The sequence below is a fragment of the Martinezella multihospitum genome, assembly GCF_900094585.1.
In the GTDB taxonomy this organism is placed as follows: domain Bacteria; phylum Pseudomonadota; class Alphaproteobacteria; order Rhizobiales; family Rhizobiaceae; genus Rhizobium; species Rhizobium multihospitium.
In genome coordinates this window covers 441,520-460,173 of record NZ_FMAG01000003.1, presented here as the reverse complement: position 1 = coordinate 460,173, position 18,654 = coordinate 441,520, and the positions used below count along the sequence as shown (strand labels likewise).

Genomic DNA, 18,654 nt, shown 5'->3' with positions numbered 1-18,654 from the left:
CGGGGGATCACTGCATGCGAGCCGGCTTCCCCGGCGGATTACTGCATAATTCCTTAAATCGGAATCGATTTAAGGATAAAATTATGCAGCAGATTTAAAGTGTTACAGCGACCTTTGCGCGTCATATTTGACGCGCGGCGCTGTAATATCCGTCTGTCATGCCTTGCAGGTCCCTCATCCTAAAATCGCCCCTGTAGATGGGAGCAGTTTTCAATTCTCGCAAGATCACGAGAAAATGATTTCGCGGGTATTTCTATCGTTCGCAACCTTGCGAAGCAATCACGGCATTGTGATGTCAGCATTCGAATAGTTGATAGCCGAGGGCTTTTCAGCCAAACGCAGCAACAAAGCCAGCTTTTTGTTGCTGCTGTTACAAAATGAAAAAAAGCGCGCGAGGTCGAACCTTCGCGCGCTTCAGTATTTTCAGTTGTTGCGAGCCTATTTCAAAGCGGCATCGGTAATGTCGTGCGTATAGGCGCCTGCCGGCTTCTTGTTGATGATCTTCTGATCGAGCAAGGCTTCGACCGTGCGGTCATAGGTCTTCATGTCGAGCTTGCCGTTGCCGATCAGCTTGGCAACTTCACCCGCCATGCGCTTCTGGTGGTTTTCATCCTGACCGCCATTGTCCATGACGATCTCGGCGGCTTCATCCGGATGCTCGACGGCATATTTCCAGCCCTTCAGCGAAGCGCGGACGAACTTCACCATGTCGGCCTTGAATTTCGCGTCCTTCAGCTTGTCTTCCTTGACGTAAAGGCCGTCTTCCAGCAGGTCGTTGCCAAGCTTGGTATAGTTGAAGACGGTCAGGTCTTCGGCCTTGAAGCCGGCATCGATCGCCTGCCAGTACTCGTTATAGGTCATGACGGAGATGCAGTCAGCCTGCTTCTGGACGAGCGGCTGCACGTCGAAGCTCTGCTTCAGAACGTTGACACCGTCCTTGCCGCCATCGGTCTTCAGGCCGAGTTTGTGCATCCAGGCGAAGAAAGGATATTCGTTGCCATAGAACCAGACGCCGAGCGTGTGGCCCTTGAAATCCTTCTCGGTCTTCACCGGGCCATCCTTCGGGCAGATCAGCTCCAGACCGGACTTTTCGAAAGGCTGTGCGATATTGATGAGCGGCACGCCCTTTTCGCGGGCAACCAGCGCACCGCCCATCCAGTCGACGATCACGTCGGCGCCGCCGCCGGCGATCACCTGCTCCGGAGCGATATCAGGCCCGCCCGCCTTGATATCGACATCGAGGCCCTCTTCCTTGTAGAAACCCTTGTCCTTGGCGACGAAATAGCCACCGAACTGAGCCTGGGCCACCCATTTCAGCTGCAGGGTCACCTTATCTGCCGCCATCGCGGCCTGGGTGGCGGCAAGCGTCATCGCACTTGCCATCAATGCAAACATTATTTTTTTCATGTCTTCACCCTTTTCCCTCTGTAGTTATGCCTTGATCCCTTGGAAGGGATCCTGGATTACGTCTGTCCACCACGGATAGACGGATGCCAGAACGTCACCATTCGTTCGATGATGGCGACGATACCGTAGAAAATGGAACCTGCAACCGCGGCAACCGCGATCTCGGCCCAGACCATGTCGAGGTTCAACCGACCGTTTTCGGTTGAAATGCGAAAGCCCATGCCCGACATGGGCGTGCCGAAGAACTCCGCCACGATGGCACCAATCATCGCCAGGGTCGAGTTGATCTTCAGCGCATTGAAAATAAACGGGGCGGCAGCCGGCAGGCGCAGCTTGAACAGCGTCTGCCAGTAGCTCGATGCGTAGGTGCGCATCAGGTCGCGTTCCATGTTGCCAGCGGCGGAAAGGCCCGTCACCGTGTTCACCAGCATCGGGAAGAAGGTCATGATGACGACGACGGCTGCCTTGGATTGCCAGTCGAAGCCGAACCACATGACCATGATCGGCGCGACACCAATGATCGGCAGGGCCGAGACGAAATTGCCGATCGGCAGCAGACCGCGGCGCAGGAACGCGAAGCGGTCTGCGAGGATTGCGACGACGAAGCCGCTGGCGCAACCGATGATGTAGCCAATCAGAACCGCAGTCAGGATCGTTTGCTGAACATCAATCCAAAGCGTCGGGATCGAATTGGCGATCCTGGTACCAATGGCGCTCGGCGGCGGTAGAAGGACCAGGGAAACGCCGGCGCCGCGGGTGACGGCTTCCCAGATGATCAGGATCCATATGCCAAAGATCGCCGGAATCAGCAGTCGCAGCGAGTAGCTGCCACTGGTCGATTGCGCGCGCATCGAGGACAGGACAGAAACACAGCGCCAGGCCAGCAGCCAGGCGGCGGCGATCAGAATGAAGAACGATAGCTGTGCCTTGCCCTCATCACCGGAAATTCCCGACAGCAGCAGCCATGCCGCGGCATGCGCGCCGAAGAATAGGATGGCTGCGCTCAATTCCTCCGAAAGCTTCATGAAGGAGAGGAGGGCGGCCGCGGCAATGAGAATGAAGATGACGAAGGTCGTGCCGCTGCTGACGGGTGTCGCGGCGTCGGCTGCAAGCAGCGGCAAAGCGGGGATCGCCACAAGACAGAGAAGAATGGCGAGCATGCCTTGCCAGGAAAAATGAAAAGATTTCATGCCGTTCTGCCTCCCATCGAACGGTCGACAATGCGCGCCGCGATGCTGACGATGCCGACCAAGATAGCGGCCAGAACGGAGCCGGCGACAAGGGCTGCCCATATATCAATCGTCTGGCTGTAATAGGAGCCGGCGAGCAGCTTTGCACCGATACCGGCGACGGCACCCGTGGGCAACTCGCCGACGATCGTTCCGACGAGGCTTGCGGCGATCGCGACCTTCATGGAGGTGAAGAGGAACGGGATCGATGCCGGTACGCGCAGTTTCCAGAAGGTCTGCCAGCTGCTGGCATTATAGGTGCGCATCAGGTCGAGATGCATGATTTCCGGCGAGCGCAGCCCCTTTGTCATGCCGACCGTTACGGGGAAGAACGACAGATAGGTGGAAATCAGCGCCTTCGGGATCAGCCCGTCTATGCCAAGCGCGCTGAAGACGACGATGATCGTCGGCGCGATGGCGAGGATCGGGATCGTCTGCGACGCGATGATCCAGGGCATGAGACTGCGGTCGAGTGCGACGAGATGGACGATGCCGACGGCAAAGAGCACGCCGAGGATCGTACCGAAGGCAAAACCGACGGCCGTCGGCGCCAGCGTGACCCAGGCATTGTAGACGAGGCTGCGGTTGCTGGTGGGTACCCGCAGGAAGGTGTTTTCGAAGACATTCTGCGCCACCTGGTGCGGTGCGGGCAGGGTCGGTTTCGGTTGCGACAATGTCTTGCCGATGAATTCCATCGTCGTCGAGGTGACGTTGCCGCGCCGATCCATATCGCGCTGGAACGGTGCGTTGAGGATAACCGCGAAGATGTACCAGAGCAGGATGATTGCCAGAACGATGGTCGTCACCGGCAGGAACTTGTGCTTGAAGAACTGTTCCTTCTCCATGCTCATGCCCTTCCTTGCGCGGGAAACAGCATGAGGACCATGGCGGCGATGCCCAGCCCGACGCCGGCAAGCTGCTGCAGGCTCAGCCGCTCGCCAAACACGATGAAGGCGATGACGTTGACGACGACCAGCTGGGCGATGGAGGAGGCCGAGATCGCGAGGCCGAGCCCGCCCTCGCGCATCAGCCGCACCATCATCAGATTGCCGATGCAATAGAGGATGAGGGCGAGGATCAGCACCAACATGTTGTTGTTGGTTATGTAGGCGCGCGAGGCTGTCGCTCCGCTGATGAAGATCGCCATCGCGCCGACAAGCCAGAGGAGGAATTGCGGGTTCATAGTATCCCTCCCGTCGCAGCAAAGCCCCTCATCCGGCCTCCTGAGCTTTTGTCGAAGGGCGGCCACCTTCTCCCCGTTTTGACGGGGAGAAGGGGATAGTAGCGCCCACAGCCTTCCCATCGGCAAGCGAGATTGGCGGTCGAGTTGAGGTCGTTCCCTCTCCCCGCAGGCGGGGAGAGGGTCAGGGTGAGGGGCTGCCATGCGACGGAGCTATCCATCATCCTATTCCTCATAGCTGTGACCTGCTCTCAGCCCTTCCCGGACGCGGTGGGCGATTTCGAGGAATTCCGGCGTTTCGCGAATGCCGAGCGGCCGCTCCGCCGGGAGCGTGGATTCGATGACATCGGTGACGCGGCCAGGGCGCGGCGACATGACCACGATCTTCGTCGAGAGATAGACCGCTTCAGGAATGGAGTGGGTGACGAAGCATATGGTCTTGTTCGTCTGCTTCCAGAGTTTCAGTAGTTGTTCGTTGAGGTGGTCACGAACGATTTCGTCCAGCGCGCCGAAGGGCTCGTCCATCAAGAGAAGATCGGCATCGAAAGCCAAGGCGCGGGCAATGGAGGCGCGTTGCTGCATGCCGCCCGAAAGCTGCCAGGGGAACTTGTGTTCGAAGCCGTTGAGATTGACGAGTTCAAGGGTCCGGGCAATGCGTTTGGCCTGCTCTTGCCTGTCGTAGCCCATGATCTCGAGCGGGAGAGCGATGTTCTTCTCGATCGTGCGCCAGGGATAGAGCGCGGCTGCCTGGAAGACGTAGCCGTAGGCGCGGGCCTTGCGCGCCTCTTCCGGCGTCATGCCATTGACACTGATATCGCCCGAGGTCTTTCGCTCGAGATCGGCGATAACGCGCAGGAAGGTGGTCTTGCCGCAGCCCGAAGGGCCGATGAAGGAGACGAAATCGCCCTTGCGCACGTCGAGATCGACATTGCTCAGTGCATGCACCGGCCCGTCATTCGTATTGTAGGTGAGACAGAGATTCCGCGCGGAGACGACGGAGGAAGCGGATGACGTCATTAACACCTACCAGTCCTGTTTTCGCCACATGGATGGGGCGGATTGCGTGTTATCCTGTTTGGCATTGCTGCAGCTTGAAAAGGCGAGGGCGCCTTGTGGCTGCTGGATCCGGGAGAGCAATGCCATGAGTCTGTCATCGAAGCCCACCTGCCGTATCGTGCGGCCCGGCAGCACCTATGCCGGAAAACAGGGCCTCAGCTATTTTGAAGGGATTGCCGCCGAGACAGTGGGCTCGACGGGGATCTGCATGCATCTCCTGACGATTCCGCCGGGCGCCCGCGCCAAGGCCCATCTTCACGCCTCGCATGAAACGGCGATCTATGCTGTTTCCGGCGAGACACATTGCTGGTTCGGAGACGAGCTGGAAGAGCATGTGATCGTGCGTGAGGGTGAGATGTTCTATATCCCGGCCGGCGTTCCGCACCTTCCAGCTAATCTCAGCGACCGGCCGGCGACAGCGGTCATCGCCCGCACCGACCCGAACGAGCAGGAAAGCGTCGTCCTGCTGCCGGATCTGGAGCGGTATGTGCCGCGCCAGGCGGCCGATGAGCCGAAGCGCTGATCGCAAGCGGTCATACCCCGCTTGCGGGGATGCCGCTGCGCTGAACCTTGCGCGGCGCGGTGACTTCCTTCCAGGTCGAAAGCGCCCGGTTGACGGCGGTGAACGGCTCGCGCTTGACGAATTCGCCGTGGCCTTCCCTGGTCTTGATCGCACCTTCCTCGATGGCGACGACACCGCGTGTCAGCGTATAGCGTGGCAGGCCGGTGACTTCCTTGCCTTCGAAGACGTTGTAATCGATCGCCGACTGCTGCGTCTTGGCGGTGATGGTCTTCGAGCGCTTCGGATCCCAGACGACGATATCGGCATCCGCACCGACGAGGATCGCGCCCTTCTTCGGATAGACGTTGAGGATCTTGGCGATGTTGGTCGAGGTGACGGCGACAAATTCGTTCATCGTCAGGCGGCCGGTGTTGACGCCATGGGTCCAGAGCATCGGCATGCGGTCTTCGAGGCCGCCGGTGCCGTTCGGGATCTTGGTAAAGTCGTTGAGGCCGAAGCGCTTCTGCTCGGTCGTAAAGGCGCAATGGTCGGTCGCAACGACCTGCAGCGAGCCGGAGGCAAGGCCGGCCCAGAGGCTGTCCTGATGCTGCTTGTTGCGGAAGGGCGGCGACATGACGCGACGGGCGGCATGGTCCCAATCCGCATTGGCATATTCGCCTTCGTCGAGCGTCAGGTGCTGGATCAGCGGCTCGCCATAAACGCGCATGCCCTTCTGGCGGGCGCGGCGGATGGCTTCGTGCGCCTGTTCGCAGGAGGTGTGGACGATATAGACGGGCGAGCCGGCCATATCGGCAATCATGATGGCGCGGTTCGTTGCCTCGCCTTCGACCTCGGCCGGGCGGGAATAGGCGTGCGCCTCCGGCCCGTTATTGCCTTCTGCCAGAAGCTTTGCCTGCATCTGCGCGACCACGTCGCCGTTTTCGGCGTGGACGAGCGGCAAAGCGCCGAGCTCGGCACAGCGCTGGAACGAGGAGAACATCTCGTCGTCATCCACCATCAGCGCGCCCTTGTAGGCCATGAAATGCTTGAATGTGTTGATGCCCTTGTCGCGGACGACGGCTTCCATCTCGTTGAAGACCTGTTCGCCCCACCAGGTGATCGCCATATGGAAGGAGTAGTCGCAGGTGGCGCGGGTGGATTTGTTGTCCCACATCGTCAGTGCTTCGAGCAGCGATTGGCCGGGCGATGGGAGTGCGAAGTCGACGACCATCGTCGTGCCGCCGGCAAGAGCCGCGCGGGTGCCGCTCTCGAAATCGTCGGAGGAATAGGTGCCCATGAACGGCATTTCGAGATGCGTGTGCGGATCGATACCGCCGGGCATCACATAACAGCCGGAAGCATCCAGCACTTCGTTGCCCGTGAGATTCTGGCCGATTTCGACGATCTTGCCGCCTTCGACCTTGACGTCCGCCTTATAGGTCAGGTCGGCCGTGACGATGGTTCCACCCTTGATAACTGTGCTCATGGCGCATGCTCCAGATGTGTGAAGTTCCGATGTTGGGAATCGTGGCCGTCAGGCCACGATCTCCGCCGTCTCGACGACTGCGTGGAACAGCACATCCGCGCCGGCGGCAGCCCATTCCTTGGAGATTTCTTCGGCTTCGTTGTGCGAGAGGCCGCCGACGCAGGGGCACATGACCATCGTGGCGGGGGCGACCTTGGCGGCCCAGCAGGCATCGTGACCTGCGCCGGAGATGATGTTCATGTGGCTGTAGCCGAGCTTCTCGGCTGCATTGCGCACTGAGGTAACGAGCTTCGGATCAAAGGTCACCGGCTCGAAATGGCCGATGGCTTCCACCGAGCAGCCGACGCCAAGGGCTTCGGCGATCTTCTTGCCCTCGGTTTCGATCTTGGCGCGCATGCGATCGAGCTTTTCCTTGTCGGGCGTGCGCAGGTCGACCGTAAAGACCACCTTGCCGGGCAGGACGTTGCGCGAGTTCGGCGAGAAGAAGACCTGACCGACGCCGGCAACTGCGCCGGGCTGGTTTTCCATCGCCACGCTCTGCACCATCTCGACGATGCGCGACATGGCAAGGCCGGCATTGACGCGCATGGCCATCGGCGTCGAGCCGGTATGGGCTTCCTTGCCGGTCAGCGTGAATTCCAGCCACCACAGGCCCTGACAGTGCGTGACGACGCCGATGGTCTTGTTCTCAGATTCGAGGATCGGACCCTGCTCGATGTGATATTCGAAATAGGCGTGCATCTTGCGGGCGCCGACCTCTTCATCGCCGAGCCAGCCGATGCGCTTCAGCTCGTCGCCATAGGTCTTGCCTTCCGGATCCTTGCGACCATAGGCATAATCAAGCGTGTGCATGCCGGCAAACACGCCCGAGGCCAGCATGGCCGGTGCGAAGCGCGCGCCTTCCTCGTTGGCCCAGTTGGTGACCACGATCGGATGCTTGGTCTTGATGCCGAGGTCGTTCATCGTGCGGACGACTTCGAGGGCGGCGAGCACGCCGAGGACGCCGTCATACTTGCCGCCGGTCGGCTGGGTGTCGAGATGCGAGCCGACATAGACGGGCAGTGCATTCGGGTCGGTGCCGGCGCGGGTCGCGAACATCGTACCCATCTTGTCGACGCCAACGGTCATCCCGGCCTTGTCGCACCAGGTTTTGAAAAGGCTGCGTCCTTCAGCGTCGGCATCGGTCAGCGTTTGACGATTGTTGCCGCCGGCAATGCCGGGGCCGATTTTCGCCATGTCCATCAGCGTATCCCAAAGGCGGTCGCCATTGATACGCATGTTTTCTCCTGGCGCTGCCACCATGATGCAATCCTCACCTGTTTGTCCTGAGCATGCAAGGCGCATGCTCTAATGTTCCCGTTGGTCTTATTCCAAATCCCGGAGCGGCGTCTTGTTTTTCTCGCCCGGAAAATCGTCAGTTGCGTTTAAGAAACATCTGACGGATAATTTGACCGATTGGTAAACATTACAACTTCCGTGGCGCGGCTCAAGACGAAAAGCACGAAAATTTCCGATAAAATTTCAGGCGATTGCCTAAATCCGATGCATCGACAGGGTGAATGAGGGCTTGGCCGAAAGGCTTGGATTTCAAGGAGAAACAGAGCAGACATGGCCATTCCCAGAGCCGCCAAGACGCAGCGCCGCACCCGAATCCAGGAAGCGAAAGAGGAAATCATACTGGAGGCCGCGCTGGACGTATTTTCCGTCAGTGGCTTCCGTGGTTCCACGATCGACCAGATCGCTGAAGTCGCCGGCATGTCGAAGCCCAATCTGCTCTATTATTTCCGCACCAAGGAGGCGATGCACCGGGCTTTGATCGACCGCGTGCTGTTTACCTGGCTGGAGCCGCTGCGCGCCTTTGACGCCAATGGCAATCCCGAAAGCGAGATCCGCTCCTATATCCGCCGCAAGCTCGAAATGGCCCGCGATTTTCCGCGTGAAAGCCGGCTTTTCGCCAATGAGATGCTGCAGGGTGCTCCGCATGTCGAGGACGAGCTGCGCGGGCCTCTGAAGGCTCTCGTCGATGAAAAGGTAGAGGTCATCCGCGCCTGGGCTCAGGCCGGCAAGATCGCCAAATGCGATCCTTATCACCTGATCTTCTCGATCTGGTCGACCACGCAGCATTATGCGGATTTCGACGTTCAGGTGCGTGCCGTGCTTGGCGACGAGCATTCGGGCGAGGGGCGTTTCGAAGATGCTGCCCGCTATCTGGAACAGCTTTTCGTCGACGGGCTTCGGATTCGGCGCGTTTAACTTGAGTGCCCGTTTCGCGATAGCCGGGACGGCAAGCCGGAGCTATTTTTCTTTTTTTTCAGCATCTTGCTGCAGCACAGCTAGATCCTGCTGCGCGCCAGCCAAAACATTGCGAATGATATTGAGATAGACTTTCGTACCGGCCGTTTGCATGAACGGGATGATCTCGTTGGCGGTGGCAATGGTTTCTTTCGCCATTGCGATCCGCTCCTCGCGTGTCAGGGAGACGCCTTCTGCCTGTTCATAGTGAAGCAACGTGCGAGCGAGTTTCATTTTCGCATAGTTCACATCCTGCTGCTCGCCCGTCTCATTCGCAATTGCGAGCGCCTCGCGATGATGCCGCAGCGCTTGCTTAAATCCTTGTTCGTCCCGATCGATCTCCGCCTTGAGAAGGGTGGAATCTCCGAGATTGCAAAGCGCTGTCCATTGCGCGGATCTCGTGTATTTCTGCCTGATACGGTACGCCCAGCTATCGTATTCCACGGCCTTGTTCGCATCATCCTTGTTCCGCGTTCGGTCGGCGAGGCGTCCATATTGAGCACCAAGATCGGTGACCGCATTTGATAAGGTGTAGTCATCCGTGGTCTGCCCATATGTGTCGAGCCACCGTGAAAGCGGTCCGATGGCGCGACGGAGAAGCACAATGGACTGATCGCCGGAGGCGATTTCGGCGGCGTATCCCAGTGTTCCGGCGAAGTCTTGCGCATAACGCAACTCCTGTTGCTTCGCTGGTTTGGGAAGGGTGCTGTATCTTTTTTCCAGCAGATCGGCCGCCTCGACCAGATCGACATACTGCGATCGCCAACGCCCGACCTCGGTCAGAGCGTCGATCATTCCGGATGGGATGAAACTATCGCAGTCACTTCGCCCAGAGATGGGGCAGAGCTCGATCTGTGCCTTGCCTGTCTCGACGTTGAGAGCTGAAGCAAACAGAAAGGGCGGATCGTGTCGCGGGAAATTCTGGCTGGCGAAACTGGCGACCCATGTATGTTCCAGCACCGTCATCGCCATGGCAGGCCTGTCCGGAGGAAGGATATCGAGTGCTTCCCTCAGCAGGGACAAGGCAAGGGCGACATCCTGATCCTGTTCGTCCGCCGATAGTTCGGAATTGGCTCGGCTGAGACTTGGTATTTTCTCGGCAAGGTCCGCCAGCCGCGCACTTCTGTCGAAAGTAGCGAGATTGGAGAGGTTGCCGCAATCGCCGACATCGAGCAGATCGTCCGTGTCGTATACTTTTTTCAGAACAACTATGCGATCGCACACAGCCGTGTCGCCGGGATAGGAGAAGCTGTCGAGCAATGGCGTGCTAACGCCGGCGCTATGTCCCTGCGGATTGATGAATGTCCTGAGTTTCGGGAGGTTTGCTGGAGGTGGCGCGCTGGGGGCGCCAACCGGCGAACTCCATTGGCTGTTGATCCAGAAAAACAAAAAACCGACGGCTGAGATCAGTAGGATCAGAACCGTCGGCCTGTTTCTCATTGATGCACCTGAAAAGCTCCCGCGACGGGTCTTCCTATCACGTGTGCGGGAGCCAATCTATCGGCAAAGCCCTGCTTTATTCCGCCGCCTGACGCGCCATCGGGTTGTTCGGATGGGTCGTCCAGTTGGCGTAGTTCGGGTCGACGACCTTGCCGGTGCGCTTGTCGAGGCTGCCTGCCGGCAGTTCTTCCATGGTGATGCAGTTCTCGACGGGACAGACGCTGACGCAGAGATTGCAGCCGACGCATTCCTCGTCCATCACCTCGAAGCGCCTGACGCCATCGACCATGTTGGTGATCGCCTGGTGCGAGGTGTCCTCGCAGGCGATGTAGCAACGGCCGCACTTGATGCAGGCGTCCTGGTCGATCTTCGCTTTGGCGATGTAGTTGAGGTTGAGATACTGCCAGTCGGAGACGTTCGGCACGGCGCGGCCGGTGATGTCGTCCAGGCTGCGATGGCCTTTTTCATCCATCCAGTCGGAGAGGCCCGTGATCATCTCCTCGACGATCTTGAAGCCGTACGTCATCGCAGCCGTGCAGACCTGCACGTTGCCGGCGCCGAGCGCCAGGAATTCCGCCGCATCGCGCCAGGTCGTCACGCCGCCGATGCCTGATATCGGCAGACCATAGGTTTCTGGATCGCGGGCGATTTCGGCCACCATGTTGAGCGCGATCGGCTTGACGGCCGGGCCGCAATAGCCGCCATGGCTGCCCTTGCCGCCGACGGTCGGGTTCGGGGCAAAATTATCGAGGTCGACCGAGACGATCGAGTTGATCGTGTTGATCAGCGACACCGCGTCGGTGCCGCCGGCTTTGGCGGCGCGGGCCGGCTTGCGGATATCGGTGATGTTGGGCGTCAGCTTGGTGATGACCGGCATGCGCGTGTACTGCTTGCACCAGCGCACCACCATCTCGATATACTCAGGCACCTGTCCGACCGCGGAGCCCATGCCGCGTTCGGACATGCCGTGGGGACAGCCGAAGTTGAGCTCGATGCCGTCGGCTTCCGTTTCCTCGACCAGCGGCAGGATCGCCTTCCAGGCATCCTCGACGCAGGGGACCATGATCGAGGCAATGAGCGCGCGATCCGGCCAGTTCTTCTTCACCTGCTTCATTTCGCGCAGGTTAGTGTAGAGGTCGCGGTCGGTGATCAGCTCTATGTTGTTGAGGCCGAGCAGGCGACGATCGGCGCCCCAGATCGCGCCGTAGCGCGGGCCGTTGACGTTGACGACCGGTGGGCCTTCCTCGCCGAGCGTCTTCCAGACCACGCCGCCCCAGCCCGCCTTGAAGGCGCGCTCGACGTTATAGGCCTTGTCGGTCGGTGGCGCGGAGGCCAGCCAGAACGGGTTCGGGGATTTGATGCCAACGAAATTATTGCGGAGATCAGCCATATCGATTCTCCTTTCAAGCGACTGCAGCGGCCGACTTGGCGGCAGCGAGCGCACGGTTGATGGATTCGGCCGCGTCGCGACCCTGTGCCACGGCGGAGACCGTCAGGTCATCGCCGCCAAGCACGCAGTCGCCGCCGGCCCATACGCCTTCGATCGAGGTCCGGCCTTCGCCGTCGATGGCGATGCGGCCGGATTCCATGCGCAGTGCGCCGAGGCCCGAGGCTTCGAACGTCTGGCCGATCGCCTTGAAGATCTGGTCGGCAGCAATGACGCCGACATCGCCGGTGGCGGTGAGTTTGCCGTCGCGCAGTTCGGTATATTCGACCTCGATGCCGGCAACCTTGCCGTCCTTGTCTAGGATGCGCTTCGGGGCCAGCCAGTGGCGGATGATGACGCCCTTGGAGGTGGCCAGATCCTGCTCGAATTCCGAGGCGTTCATGTGTTCCTTGCCGCGGCGATAGCAGATCGTCACCTCTTCGGCGCCAAGCAGCTTGGCCTGCACAGCTGCGTCGATCGCGGTCATGCCGCCGCCGAGAACGACGACGCGCCGGCCGATGGCGATATCGGCCTTGCTGCCGGCCTGGCGAAGCTCGGCGATATAGGCGACGGCATCGGCGACGCCATCGAGGTCTTCGCCTTCGGCGCGCAGCGCATTGACGCCGGCAAGACCGAGGCCGAGGAAGACGGCATCATATTGCTGCGAGAGGTCCGAGAGGCTGAAATCCCGGCCGAGCGCCTGGCCGTTCTTCACCTCGATGCCGCCGATGGCAAGCACGTAATCGACTTCCTTCTGGGCGAAATCGTCGACCGCCTTGTAGGTGGCGATACCGTATTCGTTCAGGCCGCCGGCCTTTTCGCGGGCGTCGAAGATGGTGACGTCATGGCCGTTGACCGCGAGGCGGTGGGCGCATGCAAGACCGGCCGGGCCGGCGCCGATGACGGCGATCTTCTTGCCGGTGGATTCAGCTCGCGAGTAGAACTGCTTGTTCTCCGCCATCGCCACGTCGGTGGCGTAGCGCTGCAGCCGGCCGATCTCGACCGGGCGCTCTTCGGCAGTGTTGCGCACGCAAGCCTGCTCGCAGAGCTGTTCGGTGGGACAGACGCGGGCGCACATGCCGCCGAGGATGTTCTGATCGAAGATCGTCTTGGCCGAGCCGATGGGATTACCCGTCGAGATCTGGCGGATAAACATCGGAATGTCGATGGAGGTGGGACAGGCCGTCATGCACGGCGCGTCGTAACAGAAATAACAGCGGTCGGATGCGACCAGCGCCTCATGCTTGTTCAGGCGCGGGTGAAGATCGGAAAAGTTTGCATCATATTCGGCGGGCGTGAGCCTGCCTTTATGAATCCCAGTTTCCAGTCGTCCCATTGAAGTTCCCTCTTATAGTAAACGGCTAGTACAGGAACGGTAACTCAGCTTAAAAAATTTATCAAACGGTAAAATTTTTATCGCAAAGCGTGCCTCGATACGCCCTCCTGCTAGGGAATAAGAACATTTTCGATCACTGGCGTTTGTATTTTAAACCTATGATTTAAATGGATTTTCTTCTTTTCTGGGGAAGGCTCGCAGGAGCTTTAGGTCTCGCAGAGACTGCGAGCGCCGGTCTGCGATCGGAGAACCGACATGTCTGCGGTTGTGTTGAAATGTGAAAAGCTGATGAATTTTTTTGGGTCTAGGTGGAACCAAGGCTTTGCAGCATCGTTATGTCGATGTCCTGATGATGATCGCATCTCCTGATGCACGCCCAATACGTCTCAGGACTTTACTCACGGTCCCCTCCCGATGAGTGCAAAGCAGCCAGTGCGCCGCCCTCGCACTGGCTGTTTTATTTTGTTCCCGCCGCCCGCTTCAGCGGCGTCTCAGGATTTCATATTCAGTTTCGGGAATGGTGAGCCGATAGCCGATGCTGCCGTCGTCAATGGCGAAGTCGGCGCGGCCGTTCATGGAAGTCGGCACGACGCGCTCGAGCACCGTGCGGCTGAAGCTATTGTCCTCGAATTCATGATCAGTGGGCGCGTAGAAACGCTCAGACCAGGCGACCTCAATCGCCTTCTTGCCGTCGAGCTCGGCTTCCTTGCAATTCAGCGTGATGCTGGTGGCACCTGTCGAGATGGCGCCATGCGAGGCGGAGTTGACGATGAGCTCATGCAGAGCAAGCCCCAGATGCACGGCAGCATTGGGCGTCAGATGCGCGTTAATGCCATAGATCGGCATGGGCACGCCTGCATCGGGCCAATAGGGGGCGAACTGCTTTTCCGCCAGTTCGAACAAATATGCACCGCGCCAGCTGGAATCGGTGATGAGATCCTGCGAATTCGACAGGGATTGCAGGCGGCCGCGGAATTTGATGAGGAAATTGTCGACGGAAAGCGTATGCCGTGCGGTCTGCGTGGCGATGCCCTGAATGATGGCGAGCAGGTTCTTGGAGCGATGCGACAGTTCGCGCAGCAGCGACTTCAGAACCTTTTCGCGATGGCGGCTCTCGGTGATCTCGGAGATGACGGACAGCACGCCCTGCGGCTTGCGCCCACCGATGCGTTCCATTTTCAGCTCGTAGACGCGAGCGCCGTCGCCACTGGCGATCTCAACCTCGGCGGTCGCTGGCTTGCCGCTTTCGAGCACGCCCCGCTTCAAACGCAAAAGGTGCTCGCCATCCTTTTCTCCAAAGAGATGCGAGTCATTACCGCCTATGACGACAGACGACTGCAGATGGTCCGGCAGATTGTCGGCATAACGGATCGAAAGATTTACATCCTGGAACAGGATGGACACACTGGCGCTCGCAAGCGCCCGCTCCATCAGAGCGGCTTTGCCTTCCAAACTCAAAGGCGCGCCGGGTAATGGTTCAGACGTATTCACCGGCTTGCCTTTCACACGCATTTCGAGAACCCCGCCGATAGGGCATTCTCACTCGTAACAACTTGAACCGACCTATAGAATCGCCCCGGATAACAGTCGGTAAACCGGCCGTTTCGAACACAAACGCCCGGTTATGGTCTTTGTTCCGCCATAGGGTTTTCACTTGGATCAGGCGGCCACCTTTGTGGTTTCGTTAAAGAAGAGCGCCTGGCTGATGAGGGCCTTCACCATGTCTGGATTGAAAGGCTTGGTCACGAGGAAGGTCGGTTCCGGCCGCTCGCCGGTCAACAGCCGCTCCGGGAAGGCGGTGATGAAGATCACCGGGATGCTGGCGGTCTTGAGGATGTCGTTGACGGCATCGATGCCCGAGCTGCCGTCGGCAAGCTGAATGTCGGCAAGCACCATGCTCGGCTTGGTCGCATTATAGAGCGCGACCGCTTCGGCGTGAGTGCGGGCAATGCCGGTGACGCGATGGCCGAGGCTTTCCACCATCTGTTCGATATCCATCGCGATCAGCGGCTCATCCTCGATGATCATGATATCGGTTGCCACCTGGCGCGAGATTTCCTGGGAGGCGGTATCGAGCAGGTGCATGGCTTCGCTTTCAGAGATATCGAGGATATCGGCGATCTCGCCGAGGCGGAAACTTTCGACGGATGCGAGGAGGAAAGCCTGGCGCGCAAGTGGCGAGACCTTGGAAAGGTTTACGGATGCACGCTGTTCCCAGGCGAAGGGAGAGGCCGGCTCGGGAATCTGAAGTGTCACGGAACCGAACAGCTTGGTGAACAGTTTATAGAGGGCGACACGGTCGCTGTCCGTGTCCGGAAAGATGGAGATGTCAGCGATGATGGCTTCCAAAACCGCAGCAACATAGGCGTCCCCCGACGTCTGCGTTCCGGTCAAAGCACGTGAATAACGCCGCAAATACGGAAGATGCGGCGCAATGCGTGTGGAAAGTGTCATCAATGGCTCCCGCCTTTATCAAATTCTAATTAAATACAGCCCAGGGGCCGCAATGACTAACAAACGTCAGTTGAGTAAAAAAGTTCCTCTTTATCGGAACTTTTTTTAGGCAGTCGCATTACAATGCTTACAATCGGTGGACCTCAACCTTTACGATTCGTTAGGCAACTGTTTTGAGTGAGGTCAACCGCTCTCCCGGACGGGGGAGGCAAGGGCGCGCCTTATCCATGAATGCGAGACAATTGAGAAGCGAGCAGGCCAAATGACTATCCAGAATCACGAGGATGCAGACAAGAAGACTTCTGATCTGCGCGCGATGGATATCCTCGACCCCAACAATCAGATCGGCAACCGATTGCGCTCGTTCTATGCCGCCGTGCAGGACGAGGCCATTCCCGATCGCTTTCTCGATCTTTTAGAGAAGCTCGATCAGGCTGAGAGTCTGGCCTCGGCAAAGGTCTCCGAATAGGAGGTGCGCGCCATGGAAACGCAAACGAGCTTCAAGCGCGAACTTCTCGCCGCACTGCCGAGCCTCCGTGCTTTCGCCATTTCGCTGACCGGCCGTCACGATCGAGCCGACGATCTCGTCCAGGACACGATCATGAAGGCCTGGGCCAAGCAGGACCATTTCGAGATGGGCACCAATATGAAAGCCTGGCTCTTCACCATCCTGCGCAACGAACTTTACAGCCAGATGCGCAAGAGCGGCCGCGAGGTGCAGGATAGCGACGGCGTGTTCACCGAATCGATGGCAACGCACCCTTCGCAATATGGTGCGGTCGACCTGCAGGATTTCCGCAAGGCACTGGACCAGCTACCGCCGGATCAACGCGAAGCGATCATCCTGGTGGGCGCTTCCGGCTTTTCCTATGAGGAAGCTGCCGAGATTTGCGGCTGCGCGGTCGGCACTATCAAGAGCCGTGTCAATCGTGCGCGCCAGCGGCTGCAGGAAATCCTGGATATTTCCGGCGAGGCCGATTTCGGCCCTGATGCCACTTCGGCACCACTGACATCAAAGGCATTCGCCTTCTGACAAAAAGCCCGGTCTTTCGACCGGGCTTTTTCGTTTAACAATCCTTGCGGCTTCTCTTCTTTCATTTGCGGCTTCACCAGCGAGCCTGCTCAATCCTCGTCGTCGCTCGATCCGAACAAGTTGCCGAAGAGAAGGGCGGCGGCAACGGCGGCGGTCATCAGCGGCTGCTTGCGCACGAGGCCCAGGACAGCGGCGGCCATCGATTCCATTGCCAGCCGACGCTCGCGGGCTCGGCGCTGTTCCTGCTTGTCGATGATTGCCATGATGACGAGCACGATCAGGCCGAGCAGCAAGGCGCCAGCCGCTATCAGCAACGTCGCGACCGCAGCGCCGTAGATCGTGGCAAGCCAGATGGCGGCGGCGACCAGTGCGAAGGCATAGGCCGTCAACAGCAGGAGAACGGCAATGGCAATGAAAATACCGTTGCGCTTGGTTCGCGCAACGGTACGGTTGAATGTGCCCGACAGAAGCAGGCCGAGGATCGGAGCGATCATCCCGCCACCCTAGCGGCGAGACAGAAGCAGGGCGACCGCAAGGCCGAAGGCGGCAGCCGCGCCGATGGTGGCAACGGGGTGCTGGCGTACGGTTCTGCGCACTTCACGCGAACCCCTTGCATAACCGCGTTGCAGATCGTGCAGCAATTCTTCGCCGCGGACCGCGAGATCGTCAAATCCCGACTCGGCACTTGAGCGCCATTTCTTGCTTTGCTTTGCGCCATTCTCGCCGATCAGCTTGGCGAAGGCTGCAACTTCTTCGCGCAGCGACTCGATCTGTTCTTCGATGGTTGCTTCGACATCGTGCAGGCTGCCGCCATTGCGCTTGCCGCGCGTCGAATGGAGGAAGGATGTGGCCATGTTCAGCTCCCTTTCGCTTTGCTTGGGCGCCCTTGAGGCACCTGCTTTCGTGATGATCGGAAATTCTCCGACCCACCAAAACACTTACCGCCCGGAACATCGATTCCGACCGCGTCATCTCAACGCGCGGATGCAACAAAAAGTTCCGGATGTGCGCAGGTGCGGCGTCAGTCGATCAGTGCGCTATGCGCGAGAACGAAGGGGGCGCCATCGGCGGGAACGCGGTTGACGCGCAGGTTGCAGCCGAAGACATGTTGCAGATGCTGGTCCGTCAGCACGTCCTTGACCGAACCTGCAGCCTGTAGCTTACCGTTCTTGAGCAGGACCATCCGGTCGGCGAAAAGCGCGGTCAGGTTGAGATCGTGCATGACGGCGATGACGCCGCCGCCACGCCGGCAGAATTGCCGGGCAAGCGTCATGATGGTCAGCTGGTGGCTGATATCGAGGCTCGAGACGGGTTCGTCGAGCAGCAGCCAGCAAGGCTTGCCGTCAATGACGGGTTCGGAGATCTGGCAGAGCACGCGCGCGAGCTGGACGCGCTGCTGTTCGCCGCCGGAAAGCTCCTGATAGAAGCGGCCTTCGAAGCCGCCAAGATCGACGGCGGCAAGCGCCTCTGTCGCGATACGATCGGCTTGTTCGGGATGACGGTTACGTCCGCTTATCAGGCCCATGCGCACGATCTCGCGCACGGTGAAGGGGAAGGATATCGAGCTTGCCTGCGGTAGGACACCGCGCATTTCGGCAAGCTGCCATGGTTCCAGGGCCTTGATGTCAACGCCGTTCATATGGACGCTGCCGCTATGGGCGAGCTCGCCTGAGATGGCTTTCATCGTGGTGGTCTTGCCGGAGCCGTTCGGCCCGCAGATCGCCGTCAGCGTTCCGGCCTCGGCCGTAAAGGAGACCTCGTGCACGACGGGCTTGCCGGCGAGCCGGACGCTCAGATTGGAGACATCGATCAT

19 protein-coding genes are annotated in these 18,654 nt (G+C 59.4%); 4 read left to right on the top strand and 15 right to left on the bottom strand.

Annotation, left to right across the window (positions count from 1 at the left end; all coding sequences use genetic code 11):
* Positions 1-438: 438 nt before the first annotated feature.
* The 5 genes from GA0061103_RS13845 to GA0061103_RS13825 form a co-directional block, all read right to left on the bottom strand.
* Entirely contained in the window at positions 439-1,407 is a 969-nt protein-coding gene (locus GA0061103_RS13845; protein ID WP_092712046.1) for an ABC transporter substrate-binding protein, read from the bottom strand.
* A gap of 56 nt (positions 1,408-1,463) precedes the next feature.
* A complete protein-coding gene (locus GA0061103_RS13840) occupies positions 1,464-2,597 on the bottom strand; it encodes an ABC transporter permease (RefSeq protein WP_092712044.1) in 1,134 nt (377 codons plus the stop codon).
* Positions 2,594-3,481, bottom strand: coding sequence for an ABC transporter permease (locus GA0061103_RS13835; RefSeq protein WP_092712042.1), 888 nt, complete (start codon positions 3,479-3,481; stop codon positions 2,594-2,596). The genes GA0061103_RS13840 and GA0061103_RS13835 overlap by 4 nt, the downstream gene beginning before the upstream one ends.
* 2 nt (positions 3,482-3,483) lie before the next feature.
* On the bottom strand, positions 3,484-3,819 hold the full coding sequence (locus GA0061103_RS13830; protein ID WP_092712041.1) for a hypothetical protein: 336 nt from the start codon (positions 3,817-3,819) through the stop codon (positions 3,484-3,486).
* Between the two features lie 222 nt (positions 3,820-4,041).
* On the bottom strand, positions 4,042-4,833 hold the full coding sequence (locus GA0061103_RS13825) for an ABC transporter ATP-binding protein (protein ID WP_092712039.1): 792 nt from the start codon (positions 4,831-4,833) through the stop codon (positions 4,042-4,044).
* Positions 4,834-4,957: 124 nt separating this feature from the next.
* Here GA0061103_RS13825 and GA0061103_RS13820 point away from each other — a divergent pair, with 124 nt between their 5' ends.
* Complete coding sequence (locus GA0061103_RS13820) at positions 4,958-5,395, top strand: cupin domain-containing protein (RefSeq protein WP_092712037.1); 438 nt, start codon at positions 4,958-4,960, stop codon at positions 5,393-5,395.
* Between the two features lie 10 nt (positions 5,396-5,405).
* On the opposite strand, the gene hydA is transcribed toward GA0061103_RS13820, so the two are convergent.
* Positions 5,406-6,860: a dihydropyrimidinase gene (hydA, locus tag GA0061103_RS13815; protein ID WP_092712035.1), complete on the bottom strand. Its 1,455-nt coding sequence runs from the start codon at positions 6,858-6,860 to the stop codon at positions 5,406-5,408.
* 48 nt (positions 6,861-6,908) lie between these two features.
* Complete coding sequence (locus GA0061103_RS13810; protein ID WP_092712034.1) at positions 6,909-8,162, bottom strand: Zn-dependent hydrolase; 1,254 nt, start codon at positions 8,160-8,162, stop codon at positions 6,909-6,911.
* Between the two features lie 306 nt (positions 8,163-8,468).
* Here GA0061103_RS13810 and rutR point away from each other — a divergent pair, with 306 nt between their 5' ends.
* The gene (rutR, locus tag GA0061103_RS13805; protein ID WP_092712032.1) at positions 8,469-9,113 is read left to right on the top strand and encodes an HTH-type transcriptional regulator RutR; all 645 of its coding nucleotides are present in this window, start codon (positions 8,469-8,471) and stop codon (positions 9,111-9,113) included.
* Positions 9,114-9,155: 42 nt separating this feature from the next.
* Here rutR and GA0061103_RS13800 read toward each other — a convergent pair whose 3' ends face one another.
* From GA0061103_RS13800 to GA0061103_RS13780, 5 genes are all read right to left on the bottom strand, one after another.
* Entirely contained in the window at positions 9,156-10,592 is a 1,437-nt protein-coding gene (locus GA0061103_RS13800) for a hypothetical protein (RefSeq protein ID WP_092712030.1), read from the bottom strand.
* A gap of 76 nt (positions 10,593-10,668) precedes the next feature.
* Positions 10,669-11,982, bottom strand: coding sequence for an NAD-dependent dihydropyrimidine dehydrogenase subunit PreA (gene preA / locus GA0061103_RS13795; RefSeq protein WP_092712028.1), 1,314 nt, complete (start codon positions 11,980-11,982; stop codon positions 10,669-10,671).
* 13 nt (positions 11,983-11,995) lie between these two features.
* Entirely contained in the window at positions 11,996-13,354 is a 1,359-nt protein-coding gene (locus GA0061103_RS13790) for an NAD(P)-dependent oxidoreductase (protein ID WP_092712026.1), read from the bottom strand.
* A 480-nt stretch (positions 13,355-13,834) separates the two neighbouring features.
* Positions 13,835-14,866: a sensor histidine kinase gene (locus tag GA0061103_RS13785; RefSeq protein ID WP_092712024.1), complete on the bottom strand. Its 1,032-nt coding sequence runs from the start codon at positions 14,864-14,866 to the stop codon at positions 13,835-13,837.
* Between the two features lie 147 nt (positions 14,867-15,013).
* Positions 15,014-15,808 (bottom strand): response regulator, encoded by a 795-nt coding sequence (locus GA0061103_RS13780; protein ID WP_092712022.1) that lies wholly within the window; start codon positions 15,806-15,808, stop codon positions 15,014-15,016.
* Positions 15,809-16,070: 262 nt separating this feature from the next.
* Between GA0061103_RS13780 and GA0061103_RS13775 the strand changes: the two genes are divergently transcribed.
* Both GA0061103_RS13775 and GA0061103_RS13770 read left to right on the top strand, forming a co-directional pair.
* Entirely contained in the window at positions 16,071-16,277 is a 207-nt protein-coding gene (locus GA0061103_RS13775) for a NepR family anti-sigma factor (protein ID WP_092712020.1), read from the top strand.
* 12 nt (positions 16,278-16,289) lie between these two features.
* Positions 16,290-16,841, top strand: a complete 552-nt coding sequence (locus GA0061103_RS13770; RefSeq protein WP_092712018.1) for an RNA polymerase sigma factor — start codon at positions 16,290-16,292, stop codon at positions 16,839-16,841.
* Positions 16,842-16,930: 89 nt separating this feature from the next.
* Here the strand turns inward: GA0061103_RS13770 and GA0061103_RS13765 are convergent, their stop codons facing one another.
* From GA0061103_RS13765 to GA0061103_RS13755, 3 genes are all read right to left on the bottom strand, one after another.
* Positions 16,931-17,335 carry a hypothetical protein gene (locus GA0061103_RS13765; RefSeq protein WP_092712016.1) on the bottom strand — a complete coding sequence of 135 codons (405 nt, stop codon included), beginning with the start codon at positions 17,333-17,335 and terminating at the stop codon, positions 16,931-16,933.
* Positions 17,336-17,344: 9 nt separating this feature from the next.
* Positions 17,345-17,695, bottom strand: a complete 351-nt coding sequence (locus tag GA0061103_RS13760) for a glycine zipper domain-containing protein (RefSeq protein ID WP_092712800.1) — start codon at positions 17,693-17,695, stop codon at positions 17,345-17,347.
* 167 nt (positions 17,696-17,862) lie between these two features.
* Complete coding sequence (locus GA0061103_RS13755) at positions 17,863-18,654, bottom strand: heme ABC transporter ATP-binding protein (RefSeq protein ID WP_092712014.1); 792 nt, start codon at positions 18,652-18,654, stop codon at positions 17,863-17,865.

Bases quoted from the DNA above. Each gene is read 5' to 3' on its own strand.
- GA0061103_RS13785 (WP_092712024.1), bottom strand. From the start codon at position 14,866: ATGCGTGTGAAAGGCAAGCCGGTGAATACGTCTGAACCATTACCCGGC.
- preA (WP_092712028.1), bottom strand. From the start codon at position 11,982: ATGGCTGATCTCCGCAATAATTTCGTTGGCATCAAATCCCCGAACCCG.
- rutR (WP_092712032.1), top strand. From the start codon at position 8,469: ATGGCCATTCCCAGAGCCGCCAAGACGCAGCGCCGCACCCGAATCCAG.
- GA0061103_RS13830 (WP_092712041.1), bottom strand. From the start codon at position 3,819: ATGAACCCGCAATTCCTCCTCTGGCTTGTCGGCGCGATGGCGATCTTC.
- GA0061103_RS13835 (WP_092712042.1), bottom strand. From the start codon at position 3,481: ATGGAGAAGGAACAGTTCTTCAAGCACAAGTTCCTGCCGGTGACGACC.
- GA0061103_RS13760 (WP_092712800.1), bottom strand. From the start codon at position 17,695: ATGGCCACATCCTTCCTCCATTCGACGCGCGGCAAGCGCAATGGCGGC.
- GA0061103_RS13790 (WP_092712026.1), bottom strand. From the start codon at position 13,354: ATGGGACGACTGGAAACTGGGATTCATAAAGGCAGGCTCACGCCCGCC.
- GA0061103_RS13800 (WP_092712030.1), bottom strand. From the start codon at position 10,592: ATGAGAAACAGGCCGACGGTTCTGATCCTACTGATCTCAGCCGTCGGT.
- GA0061103_RS13810 (WP_092712034.1), bottom strand. From the start codon at position 8,162: ATGGTGGCAGCGCCAGGAGAAAACATGCGTATCAATGGCGACCGCCTT.
- GA0061103_RS13765 (WP_092712016.1), bottom strand. From the start codon at position 17,335: ATGATCGCTCCGATCCTCGGCCTGCTTCTGTCGGGCACATTCAACCGT.
- GA0061103_RS13845 (WP_092712046.1), bottom strand. From the start codon at position 1,407: ATGAAAAAAATAATGTTTGCATTGATGGCAAGTGCGATGACGCTTGCC.
- hydA (WP_092712035.1), bottom strand. From the start codon at position 6,860: ATGAGCACAGTTATCAAGGGTGGAACCATCGTCACGGCCGACCTGACC.
- GA0061103_RS13780 (WP_092712022.1), bottom strand. From the start codon at position 15,808: ATGACACTTTCCACACGCATTGCGCCGCATCTTCCGTATTTGCGGCGT.
- GA0061103_RS13755 (WP_092712014.1), bottom strand. From the start codon at position 18,654: ATGATCGATGTCTCCAATCTGAGCGTCCGGCTCGCCGGCAAGCCCGTC.
- GA0061103_RS13820 (WP_092712037.1), top strand. From the start codon at position 4,958: ATGAGTCTGTCATCGAAGCCCACCTGCCGTATCGTGCGGCCCGGCAGC.
- GA0061103_RS13770 (WP_092712018.1), top strand. From the start codon at position 16,290: ATGGAAACGCAAACGAGCTTCAAGCGCGAACTTCTCGCCGCACTGCCG.
- GA0061103_RS13775 (WP_092712020.1), top strand. From the start codon at position 16,071: ATGACTATCCAGAATCACGAGGATGCAGACAAGAAGACTTCTGATCTG.
- GA0061103_RS13825 (WP_092712039.1), bottom strand. From the start codon at position 4,833: ATGACGTCATCCGCTTCCTCCGTCGTCTCCGCGCGGAATCTCTGTCTC.
- GA0061103_RS13840 (WP_092712044.1), bottom strand. From the start codon at position 2,597: ATGAAATCTTTTCATTTTTCCTGGCAAGGCATGCTCGCCATTCTTCTC.